The 11,705-nt window shown below is 65.8% G+C and carries 6 protein-coding genes; all 6 read right to left on the bottom strand.

Annotation, left to right across the window (positions count from 1 at the left end; translation table 11 throughout):
* Nucleotides 1–10: 10 nt before the first annotated feature.
* The 6 genes from galB to ACUCV3_RS09655 all read right to left on the bottom strand — a co-directional run bounded on the left by galB (nucleotide 11) and on the right by ACUCV3_RS09655 (nucleotide 11,586).
* Nucleotides 11–2,692 carry a beta-galactosidase GalB gene (gene galB, locus ACUCV3_RS09680; protein WP_048937357.1) on the bottom strand — a complete coding sequence of 894 codons (2,682 nt, stop codon included), beginning with the start codon at nucleotides 2,690–2,692 and terminating at the stop codon, nucleotides 11–13.
* 11 nt (nucleotides 2,693–2,703) lie between these two features.
* On the bottom strand, nucleotides 2,704–4,164 hold the full coding sequence (locus ACUCV3_RS09675; RefSeq protein ID WP_122928194.1) for a mannitol dehydrogenase family protein: 1,461 nt from the start codon (nucleotides 4,162–4,164) through the stop codon (nucleotides 2,704–2,706).
* 4 nt (nucleotides 4,165–4,168) lie between these two features.
* On the bottom strand, nucleotides 4,169–5,443 hold the full coding sequence (locus tag ACUCV3_RS09670; protein ID WP_048937359.1) for an MFS transporter: 1,275 nt from the start codon (nucleotides 5,441–5,443) through the stop codon (nucleotides 4,169–4,171).
* A 138-nt stretch (nucleotides 5,444–5,581) separates the two neighbouring features.
* Nucleotides 5,582–6,793 carry a D-mannonate dehydratase ManD gene (manD, locus tag ACUCV3_RS09665; protein ID WP_004211435.1) on the bottom strand — a complete coding sequence of 404 codons (1,212 nt, stop codon included), beginning with the start codon at nucleotides 6,791–6,793 and terminating at the stop codon, nucleotides 5,582–5,584.
* Between the two features lie 86 nt (nucleotides 6,794–6,879).
* Nucleotides 6,880–9,258 (bottom strand): glycoside hydrolase family 3 N-terminal domain-containing protein, encoded by a 2,379-nt coding sequence (locus tag ACUCV3_RS09660; protein WP_048937360.1) that lies wholly within the window; start codon nucleotides 9,256–9,258, stop codon nucleotides 6,880–6,882.
* Nucleotides 9,259–9,261: 3 nt separating this feature from the next.
* Entirely contained in the window at nucleotides 9,262–11,586 is a 2,325-nt protein-coding gene (locus ACUCV3_RS09655; protein WP_234415756.1) for a glycoside hydrolase family 3 N-terminal domain-containing protein, read from the bottom strand.
* Nucleotides 11,587–11,705: the final 119 nt, after the last annotated feature.

Genomic DNA, 11,705 nt, shown 5'->3' with positions numbered 1-11,705 from the left:
TTATTAATTTTCAGCGGACTGTGGCATTTGTGCTGATGACGGCCTGCGCCGCGGTCAGGCCCGGTGCGCTGGCGCGGACGGTCACCCGCCCCTTCTCGCCCGGCTTGGCCTTCACGATCACTAGCGCCAGGCCATTGAAAGCCTTGCGATCTTTCGACGGAAAGGCAGTCAGATCGGTCGGGTCGCCATTGTCGGTGGCAATGATCTCGCCCGGTCCCTCGATCGAGAAGCGGATGTCCTGCTTGGCGGCCGGGACGACATTGCCGTCCTTGTCGAGGACCTTGAGCGTCACGAAACTGAGGTCACGGCCGTCATCGGCAATGGCGCTGCGATCGGTGGTCAGCGACAATTTCGCTGCGTCGCCCACGGTGCGGATCGTTTCCGTCGCCCAGGGCTGGCCCTTCTTCCAGGTGACGACCTTCACCTCGCCCGGTTCATAGACGACATAGTCCCAGCGGAAGCGATATTCATAATCGCGCTTCTTGACCTTGCCCTGCGACTTGCCGTTCACGAACAGCTCCGCCTCGTCGGCCGAGGAGAAGACATGGACCGGCGTGATCTGACCGACACGGTCGGGCCAGGTCCAGTGCGGCAGGATATGCGCGAATTTGAGGTCGGGCCGCCAGCGCGCCTGGTAGAGCCAGAAGCGGTCCTTGGGGAAGCCGGCGAGATCGAGGATGCCGGAATAGCTGCTGCGCGACGTGTAATAGGGAGTCGGTTCGCCCAGATAATCGAAGCCGGTCCAGACGAACTCGCCCGCAACATAGGGGTTCTGGTCATCGGCGGCCCAGACCCGATCGGGCGAGGACCCGAAATCGGCGGCGTGCATCTCATAGGCGGACACCTGATGCGTGTCGGGATTGCCGCCCGACCAGGGGCGGACCGGGCCGCTGATCGCGCCGGCGACCGGGAACATATATTCGCCGCGGCTGGACAGGGCCGAGGCGCTTTCGGTGGACAGGATCAGCTTGTCCGGGAATTTCGCGCGGAAGGCGGGATATTGGCCGACGATGCCGCGAATGCCGGCGCCCTGATAATTGAGGCTGATGACGTCCACGGTGGTGGGCAGCAGCATGTCCGCCTTGGCATAGTTCATCGCGCTGGTGGCGGGCCGGGTCGGGTCTTCCTGATGCGCGATGGCGACCAGTTCGCGGCCGATCTTCGCCCCCGCCTCACCATCATATTGTTCGCCGACCTCGTTGCCGATGCTCCAGATGATGATCGAGGGATGGTTGCGGTCGCGGCGCAGCATGGCGCGGGCGTCGGCCTCATGCCAATCCGGGAAGATCAGATGGAAATCGTGCGGGGTCTTCTTCTTCTCCCAGCTGTCGAACACCTCGTCCATCACCAGGAAGCCCATGCGGTCGGTGAGTTCGAGCAGTTCGGGCGCGGGCGGATTATGGCTCATGCGCACGGCGTTGGTGCCCATGTCGCGCAGGATTTCGAGCTGGCGCTCGGCCGCGCGGGCGTTGAAGGCGGCGCCGAGTGCGCCAAGGTCATGATGATTGTTGACGCCGCGCAGCGGGATCTGCTCGCCATTGACGATCACGCCCTTGTCGGGATCGAACTTGATGTCGCGCACGCCGAAGCGGGTCTCGTAGCTGTCGATCAGCTTGCCACCCTGGGTCACGGTCGAGACGGCGACATAGCGGTTGGGTTGCTGCGTCGGCGGCGGGCCCCAGAGGCGCGGGTTGCTGAGGATCGTGTTGCCCTTCAGCTCCGCCTTGCCATGGGGGGCGATGCTGGTCGATTGGCGGGCGATGCTGGCGACGGGGCGGCCGAGCCGCTTGCCGCTGGCGTCGATGGCGTAGAGGGCGGTCGCAACCTCGACCTGCGCCGGGGTGTCGCCGTCATTGTCGAGGGTGAGGCTCAGGTCCACGCTGGCCTGCGCCTTGCTGACCTGCGGCGTGCGGACGATACTGCCCCACTGGCCGACATGGACCTTGTTGGTGGTGGTGAGATAGATGTCGCGATAGAGGCCGCCGCCCGGATACCAGCGCGCCGAGGCTTGGGGATTGTCGAGCCGGATCACCAGCTGGTTCTGCCCGCCCGGCACCGCATAGGGGGTAAGGTCGAGGCGGAAGCTGTTATAGCCATAGGGCCAGCCGCCGACGAGCTTTCCATTCAACCAGACGGTGGCGTAGGACATCGCCCCTTCGACATCGAGGAAGATCGACTTGCCCTTGTCACTGGCGGGGATGGTCAGCGCCTTGCGATACCAGCCAATGCCCCAGCTGGGCAGGCGGCCCATGCCGCCATAGGGGCCATCCTTGATGAAGGGACCGGCGATCGCCCAGTCGTGCGGCAGGTCGACATGGGTCCAGCCGCTGTCGTCGAAGCCGGGCTGGACATAGGAGACGGTGCCGCCCGGATTGCCGGCGGGACGGGTGTGATGCCTGGCGGGATCGGCGATGAAAGGATTGGCGCTGGGCAATATCCAGGGCTTGAGCACGCGGGCGCCGCTATCGTCCACCTGCACCGCCGCGTCGGGACGGGCGTCGGCCACCTTGCCGTCGCCGGCATCCTCTATTCGAGGGCGCACATCATAGCGCAAATCCTCGGTCAGGCCGGCGGGATCGCCCTTGGTGAAGCGCCAGTCGCGGCTGATCGAGACGCTGTCGCGCGGCGCGGCCAGCAGCGTCGCGGGGCTGAGCAGGCAGGAGGCGAGCAGGATGGTGCGCAGGGTCTTCATCAGGGGCTCCGTCAGAGCTGGGCGAGCGCGGCGCGGGCACCGTCGGCTTCGAGAATGGCGAGCCAGCGGATCAGCGCGGCGCGGAAGGCGGCGTTGCCGGCAAGGTCGGCGGGCACCACGGCATCGAAGGCGAGGATCGCGTCGACCCGAGCCTTGGTGGAAGGGGCGTCGGCAAGGCGGGCCGCGATGGCAGCGGCGAGCGGATCGTCGACGACATGCGCTTCGCCCCGATCATCGACGCCGGCCTGCCAGCGGACCCAGGCGGCGACGGCGAGCGACAGGGCATCGATCCCCTGCCCTGCCGACAGCCGCGCGGCGATGGTGGCGAGCAGGCGCTGGGGCAGCTTTTGCGAGCCGTCCATCGCGATCTGGCGGGTGCGATGCTGCAGGGTCGGATTGTCGAAACGCGCCATCAGCTCGCGACGATAGGCGGCGACGTCCAGCTCGGGCGGGGGCGACAGGGTGGTCTGCGCCTCGTCCCACAGGGTTTCGACGAAATGCCGGGCTTCGGACAGCGCCAGCACTTCATGGACATGGTCGATGCCGGCAAGGCCGCCGAGATAGGCGATGCCGCTATGCGCGCCGTTGAGCAGGCGCAGCTTCGCCTCCTCCCAGGGGGCGACGGCGGCGGTGACCTGAACCCCGGCGCCGAAATCCGGGCGCGGGCCGCAGAATTTATCCTCAATCACCCATTGCAGGAAGGGTTCGGTCTTGACCATGGCCTGGTCTTCCACCCCCAGCCGGTCGGCGAGCGCGGCGATGTCGGCGTCGGTGGTGGCGGGGACGATGCGGTCGACCATGGTTTCGGGAAAGGCCCCTTCCGCCGCGATCCAGTCGGCCAGCGCCGGGTCGTGCCGGGCAGCGAGCGCCAGCACGGCGTTGCGCAACCGGGTGCCGTTGTGCGGCAGATTGTCGCAGCTGATCGCGGTGAAGGGCGGCAGGCCCGCGGCCCGTCGCGCGGCGAGCGCGGCGACGAGGAAGCCGGGCGCAGTCTGCGGCGCGGCGAGCGAGGCAAGGTCGGCGGCGAGTTGGGGATCGCCCTCGATCAGGGCGCCGGTCGCCGGATCGAGCTTATAGCCCTTCTCGGTCACGGTCAGGGTAACGATATGGGTATCGGGCGCGGCGAGCGAGGCGACCAATGCGGCCGGGTCTTCCGGGGCGACCAATACCTGGCTGACCACGCCGATGATGCGCGCCTGCTCGGCCGAACCATCGCGCACCAGCATGGTGTAGAGGCAGTCCTGCGGCATCATCTGGTCGCGCACGCCGGGCGACCGCAGCGACGCGGCGATCACGCCCCAGCGCAGGTCACCGGCGGTCAGGGCATCATCGAAGATGACCGCCTGGTGCGCGCGGTTGAAGGCGCCGATGCCGAGATGGACGACGCCGGGACGGACCGCCGCGCGATCATAGCCGGGACGGACGATATCGGCGGGCAGGCCGGCGAGCGTGGCGGACGATAGACGGGTCACAGGATCAGGCAGCCTCTTGCGAGAGAGTCACGGGCGCATAGCGCGGGACGATAAGGTGCAGCACCAGCAGCGCCAGCAGATAGGCACAGGATGCGACGATGAAGATCGGCTGGAAGCTGCCGACGGTTTCCAGGATGATGCCGGCGAACTTGGCCATCAGCATGCCGCCGATCGCGCCGGCCAGCCCGCCAAGGCCGACCACCGACCCCGCCATCCAGCGCGGGAAGAGATCGCCCGGCAGCGCATAGACATTGGCCGAAAAGCCCTGGTGCCCGGCGCAGGCGAGGCCGATCAGGCCGACCGCGATCCACATATTGGGCGCCTGTGCGGCGAAGGCGATCGGCAGGGCACAAAGCCCGGCACAGAACATCGCCGTCTTGCGGGCGCGGTTGATGGCCATGCCCCGGCCCATCAGGCGCGACGACAGCCAGCCGCCCGCGACAGAGCCGACATCGGCGAGCAGATAGACGGCGATCAGCGGCGGGCCGAAATCCAGCATCTTCACGCCATATTGCTTGTTGAAGAAATCGGGCAGCCAGAAGAGGAAGGTCCACCAGACCGGATCGATCAGGAAGCGCGAGGTCATATAGGCCCAGGCCTGGCGATAGCGGAACAGGGTGCGCCACTTGACCGGGCGGGCCGGTTCCTGCGGGTCCGCCTCGATCCAGGCCAGTTCCTGCGCGCTCAGCCCCTTCTTTTCGCGCGGGCGGCGGTAGAAGGTCAGCCAGGCGGCGAGCCAGAAGACCGTCAGCAGGCCGGTGAGGATGAAGGCCCAACGCCAGCCCAGCGTGACCGCAATGACCGGGACGATCAGCGGCGTCAGGATCGCACCGACATTGGAGCCGGCATTGAAGATGCCGATGGCGAAGGCGCGTTCCTTCTTGGGGAACCATTCATTGGTGGCGGCGATCGCCGCCGGGAAGGTGCCCGCCTCGCCGATCGCCAGCGGAATGCGGGCAAACAGCATGCCGGCGGTCGAGGTGAAGAAGATGTGCATGACATGGCCGACGGTCCACAGGCCGACCGCCAGCGCATAGCCGGCCCGCGCGCCGATCCGGTCGATGAGCCGGCCGAAGGCGACATAGGCGATGCCGTAGCCGGCCTGGAACCAGATGGCGAGATCGGCATAGCCGCTCTCGCTCCAGCCATAGCGGGCCTGCAGATCGGGCTTGAGCGTCGGCAGGACGAGCCGGTCGATATAGCTCAGCACCACCGCCGCAAAGAGCAAGCCGCAGACGATCCAGCGGACCTTTCCGGACGGTTTGGGGATGGTGGTCATTGGCCACTCCGACAATGTTTCGTCATTCCCGCGAACGCGGGAATCCACCTCCGGACCTCGCGATTGGGGCTATGGCAGGAGATGGATCCCCGCTTTCGCGGGGATGACGGCGTGGAGTGGCCAAAGCAGGTCAAGCGATCACCAGTTGAACATGGTGCCGTCTTCGAGCCGGTTCACCGGCAGGAAGGCGCGATTATATTCATATTTGGCGGCCAGTTCCTCGTCGATGTCGACGCCCAGGCCCGGCTTGTCGCCCGGATGCATCGCGCCGTTTTCGAACGTGTAAGCATGGGGGAAGACCGCGTCGGTCTCGGGCGTGTGGCGCATATATTCCTGCACCCCGAAATTGGGCACCGACAGATCGAAATGGAGCGCAGCGGCCATGCAGACCGGCGACAGGTCGGTCGCGCCGTGGCAGCCGGTGCGGACCTGATAGAGATCGGCGAGGTTCGCGATCTTGCGCAGGTGGCTGATGCCGCCGGCATGGACCACGGTGGCGCGGATATAGTCGATCAGCTGGTTCTGGATCAGTTCGCGGCAATCATGGATCGAGTTGAAAATCTCGCCCACGGCCAGCGGCGTGGTGGTGTGCTGGCGGATCAGCTTGAACGCATCCTGATTTTCAGCCGGCGTCGCATCTTCCAGCCAGAAGGGGCGATATTGTTCCAGATCCTTGCCCAGACGCCCGGCCTCGATCGGGGTCAGGCGATGATGGATGTCGTGCAGCAGATGCACGTCCCAGCCCAGCGCTTCGCGGGCCGCCTTGAACAGTTCGGGGACGATGCGGAGATATTTGCTGGTATTCCAGACATTTTCGGTCGGCAGGTCGGCGTCGGCGGGTTCGTAGAAATATTTGTCCTTCGACACGCCATAGGTCGATGCCATGCCAGGGACGCCGCACTGGATGCGGATCGCCTTGTAGCCCTGCGCCTGATATTCCAGCGCGACCTTGACCGTATCCTCGATCGTCGTGCCATTGGCATGGCCATAGACCATGACGCTTTCGCGGCTGGCACCGCCGAGCAGCTGATAGACCGGCAGGCCGGCAATCTTGCCCTTGATGTCCCAGAGCGCGGTGTCGACGGCGGCGATGGCCGACATCGTCACCGGGCCACGGCGCCAATAGGCGCCCTTGTAGAGATATTGCCAGATATCCTCGATCTGGTGCGCGTCCCGGCCGATCAGGCAGGGAATGACATGGTCCTGCAGATAGGAGGCGACGGACAGTTCGCGGCCATTGAGGGTCGCATCGCCCAGACCATAGACGCCCTCTTCGGTCTCGATCTTGAGGGTGACGAAATTGCGGCCAGGGCAGGTGACGATGACCTTGGCGCCGGTAATCTTGGGCATGGATGCTCCCCTAAAACTGGTATGACCAATAATGGCCATAGGCGATAATCAATTTGCCTTCAACGATATTGGTCAGGCCAATACCGTCAGGCGATCTCCAATGTAATCGTCTGAAGCGTGGCGCTGTCCGGCCCGACCATGATGTCGAACAGGCCGGGTTCGACCACTTCGCGCATGTCGAGATTCCACAGCGCGAAGGCTTCGGGACCGATGGTCAGGCGCACGGTGCGGCTTTCGCCCGGCGCCAGCGCGATCCGCTCAAAGCCCTTCAGTTCCTTGAGCGGGCGGGTGACCGAGGCGGTCTGGTCATGGACATAGAGCTGCACCACCTCTTCGCCCGCGACAGTGCCGACATTGCGGACATCGACCTCCACCGTCACGTCGCCGCCCACGCCAATGCGGCTGGCCGACAGGCGCGGCGGACCGAAGGCGAATTTGGTGTAGCTGAGGCCGAAGCCGAACGGGAAAAGCGGGCTGGCATCGGCGAAGAGATAGCCGCGCCGCGAGGATGGCTTGCGGTTGTAGAAGATCGGGATCTGGCCCGCGTCGCGCGCGACGGTGACGGGCAGCTTGGCCCCCGGATTGACGTCTCCGAACAATATGTCGGCCATGGCCGTGCCGCCCTCCTGCCCCGGATACCAGCATTCGATCAGCGCATTGGCGCCATCGACCACGGCGGGATAGCTGGGCGGGCGACCGTTGATGGCGCACACCACCACCGGCTTTCCGGTCGCCTTCATCGCGGCGAACAGGTCATTCTGCTCGCCGACCAGATCGAGGCTGGTGCGATCGCCCAGATGGTTTTTGGCAAAGCCTTCGCGGCTGGTCTGTTCGGTGTCGCCGATGGCCAGCAGGATGATGTCGGCGGTCTTCGCGACCTCGACCGCTTCGGCGATCAGCTGGCGGTTCTTCGCCGGATCGGCCAGCAGCACTTCGTCCACCGAGCGATCCTCGCTCTGGGTGATGAAGACGCCCTGGGCGTGGACGATGTCCGCCCGGTTGCCGAGCTTCGCCCTGATGCCATCGAGCAGTGAAACCGCCTGGCGCGGGATCGAGGAATAGCCGCCCAGCCGCGCGATCGCGGCATTGGGGCCGATCACGGCCACCTTGCGATGGGCGCCGGGCTTGAGCGGCAAGGTGCCGTCATTCTTGAGCAAGACGATCGACTTGTGCGCCGCCTTGAGCGCCAGCGCGCGCGCCTCCGCATTGCCGGTGAGCGCATCATAATCGGCGCGTGGCCAGGGGTTTTCGAACAGGCCCGCGCGGAACTTGAGCGTCAACATCCGCGTGCAGGCGAGGTTGACGGCCTCAAGGGGCACTTTTCCGGCGCGGACCTGCTCCACGAGCGTGCGATAGGCCAGGCCATCGGGCAGCTCGCAATCGACCCCGGCGCGGAGCGCGGCACGGGCCGTCGCCTCCAGGTCGGGCTGGACATGGTGGATGGTGTCGAGTTCGGGGACGGCGCCATAGTCGCTGACCACGGCGCCGTCGAAATGCCATTCGCCGCGCAAAATGTCGCCGAGCAGCCATTTGTTCTGATGGCTGGGGACGCCGTCAATCTCGTTATAGCTGGGCATGACGGCGGCGATGCCGGTGCGCTTGACCACCTGACGGAAGGGCGGGAAGAAATTCTCGCGCAGTTCGCGCTCGCTGATCGGCGCGGGCGCGATATTCTCGCCCGCCTGCGGCTGGCCATGGCCGGTCATATGCTTGAGCGTGGCCATGACCTTGTCCGGGCCGATCTGCTTGCCCTCCCCCTGCAGGCCCAGCACGGCTGCAACGCCCATCTCGCCGCAGAGATAGGGGTCTTCGCCAAAAGTCTCCTCAATCCGGCCCCAGCGCGGGTCGCGGGCGATGTCGACCACCGGCGAGAGGGCGAGATGGACGCCGCGCGCGCGCACTTCCCGCGCGATAACCGACTGGACATCGGTCATCAGCTGGCGGTCGAAGCTGCCGGCAAGGCCGATCGCCATCGGGAACATGGTGGCGTCGGTCGCCATGTAGCCGTGGAGCGATTCCTCGTGGAAGAGGACAGGGATGCCGAGGCGGGTGTCCTCCACCGCCCATTTCTGGACGGCATTGATGAAGGCGACAGTATCGGCCGGGGTGCGCCAGCGCGCACCGACGCCGCCGGCCTGGGTCGACCCATTGGGCGCGCCGCGCCGGTCGGACGGCCGGGTGATCTGGCCGAAGCTCGCCGGATAGGCCTTGCTCGCCTTGGCCGGCGAGAAGGTGAGATCGTCCATGATGTCGGCCTTGGTCGCCCAGAGCGCGATGATCTGGCCGACCTTTTCCTCCAGCGTCATGCGGCCGAGCAGGTCACGCACGCGCAGGTCGATGGGGGCGGTTGCGTCCTTGTAGAGCGGACCGCCCTTCCCCTTCGCCGCCAGCGGGGCGGCGGCGAGCGCGGAGGTGGAGGCGAGCAGGCCGAGCGCCTGGCGACGGGCGAAACGGGTCGTCATCATGGCTTATTGCACCGTCAGGGTGGTGGACTGGAGCGCGACCGAGCTGTTGCCGGTCATGATCTCGAAATCGCCGGGTTCGACGACGCGGTGCATCTGGTCATTCCACATCTGCAGCGCCTCGGGACCGACGGTGAAGGTCACGGTGCGGCTCTCGCCGGGTTTCAGCGTCACGCGCTGGAAGCCCTTCAGCTCCTTGACCGGGCGGGTGACCGAGCTGACCTTGTCGCGGATATAGAGCTGGACGACCTCGTCCCCTTCCCGCGCGCCGGTGTTGCGGACATCGACCGAAACGCTGGTCTTGCCGCCGGTGCCGATCCTGGTGGCGGACAGGCGCGGCGCCGACAGGCTGAAGCTGGTGTAGCTAAGGCCGAAGCCGAAAGGATAGAGCGGGTCTATGGTGTCGAACAGATAGCCGCGCCGGGCCGAGGGCTTCATATTGTAGAAAAGCGGCAACTGGCCGGCCGAACGCGGCACGGTAACGGGAAGCTTGCCGCCCGGATTGACGTCACCGAACAGGATGTCGGCCACGGCATTGCCGCCCTGCTCGCCCAGATACCAGCCTTCGAGGATGGCGTTGGCCTGTTCGCTGACCTTGACCGTGGAAGCGGGACGGCCGTTGATGAGGACGACGGTGATCGGCTTGCCCAGGGCTTTCAATGCATCGAACAGCTCCTGCTGCTCGCCGACCAGGTCGAGGCTGGGGCGGTCGCCCAGATGATTGTCGGCCCAGCCCTCGCGGCTCGACTGTTCGGTGTCGCCGAGCGTCAGGATGATGCGGTCGACATTGCGCGCCGCCTCGACCGCCTGGGCGATCAGCTTGCGATTTTCGGCCGGGTCCGACTTGGTGACGCTGTCGGCCCACCAGTCGTCATCCTCGGTGATCTTCACGCCCTGAGCGAAGACGATGTTCGCCTTGGTGCCGACCCGCGCCTTGATCCCTTCGAGGATCGAGACGCTGTGCGGCGGCTGGCCATAATAGCCGCCCAGCCGCGCGACCGCCGCGCTGGGGCCGATCACCGCGATCGTGCCTTCGGGCTTCAGCGGCAGCATGCCGTCATTCTTGAGCAGGGTGATCGACCGCTGCGCGGCGGTGCGGGCGAGCGCGCGGGCATCTTCATTATTGGTGATCGCGGCCGCAGCATTGGCGTCGGCATAGGGATTTTCAAACAGGCCGGCGCGGAACTTCAACTCCAGCATGCGGCGCACGGCGAGATCGACCTTCGCCTCGCTGACCTTGCCCTCGCGCACCAGCTTGCCGAGCGTGGCATAGGACAGGCCCTCGGGCAGGTCCGCATCGACGCCGGCATCGAGCGCGCGCATCGCCGCCTCTTCCAGATTGGCGGCGATATGGTGGATGCTCATCAACTGATCGACGGCCGAATAATCGGAGACGACGGCGCCGCGAAAGCCCCATTCTTCCCGCAGGATATTTTCCAGCAGCCAGCGATTGGCATGGCTGGGCACGCCGTCAATCTCGTTATAGCTGGCCATCACCGCCTCGATGCCGGTGCGTTTCACCACCTGTTCGAAGGGCGGGAAGAAATTCTCGCGCAATTCCCGTTCCGATACCGGCGCCGGGCCGATATTGGTGCCGCTTTCGGGCTGGCCATGGCCGGTCAGATGCTTGAGCGTGGCGAAGACATGATTGGGCTGGAGCGTGCGCGAACGGCCAACACCCTGAAGCCCCTCGACCGCAGCAACGCCCATTTCGCCGACCAGATAGGGATCCTCGCCATAGGTTTCCTCGATCCGGCCCCAGCGCGGGTCGCGGGCGATGTCGACCACGGGCGAGAGCACCATCGGCACGCCGCGCGCGCGGATTTCACGGGCGATCACCTGATTGACCTGGCGCAGCATGGCGGGATCCCAGCTCGACGCCATGGCGATCGACTGGGGGAAGCTGGTGGCGCCAACGGCGGCATAGCCGTGCAGCCCTTCTTCATGGAACAGGATCGGGATGCCGAGCCGGGTCTGCGTCATCGCCCATTTCTGCAAGCCGTTGACCAGTGCCACGGTGCGGCGCGGATCGCGGCCGGGCACGACGCGCGGGCTGAAACTGCCGCGCCCGTCGGAAGGCCGGGTGAAATGGCCAATGCCGTTGGGGAAGGTCGGGCTGAGCTTGCTGGGGTCCAGTTCGCCCTGCGCGTCCAGCAGCTTCACCTTGTCGGTCCAGACGGTGGTGATCTGGGCGATCTTTTCATCCAGCGTCATGCGCGCCAGCAGATCATCGACGCGCGCCTCGATCGGGGCGGACGCATCCTTGTAGAGCGGGCGGGCCGACTGACCGGTCGCTGGTGCTGCCGTAACGGGCGTGAGCGGCGCCGCCATCACCAGCGACAGCGCTGATGCTGCGCACAAAAACTGAACTGACCGGATCACGACGCCCCTCTCCAATTTTGTCGCGGCTTTCCTTTTTGCTTGCCGCCGATCAACTGATAGCGTTACCA

This window comes from Sphingobium sp. VMM (assembly GCF_056790315.1).
This window is presented reverse-complemented; position numbering and strand designations above follow the sequence as displayed.

Excerpts from the sequence above, each read along its gene's own strand:
- ACUCV3_RS09670 (WP_048937359.1), bottom strand. The coding sequence starts at position 5,443 with ATGACCACCATCCCCAAACCGTCCGGAAAGGTCCGCTGGATCGTCTGC.
- galB (WP_048937357.1), bottom strand. The coding sequence starts at position 2,692 with ATGAAGACCCTGCGCACCATCCTGCTCGCCTCCTGCCTGCTCAGCCCC.
- manD (WP_004211435.1), bottom strand. The coding sequence starts at position 6,793 with ATGCCCAAGATTACCGGCGCCAAGGTCATCGTCACCTGCCCTGGCCGC.
- ACUCV3_RS09655 (WP_234415756.1), bottom strand. The coding sequence starts at position 11,586 with ATGGCGGCGCCGCTCACGCCCGTTACGGCAGCACCAGCGACCGGTCAG.
- ACUCV3_RS09660 (WP_048937360.1), bottom strand. The coding sequence starts at position 9,258 with ATGATGACGACCCGTTTCGCCCGTCGCCAGGCGCTCGGCCTGCTCGCC.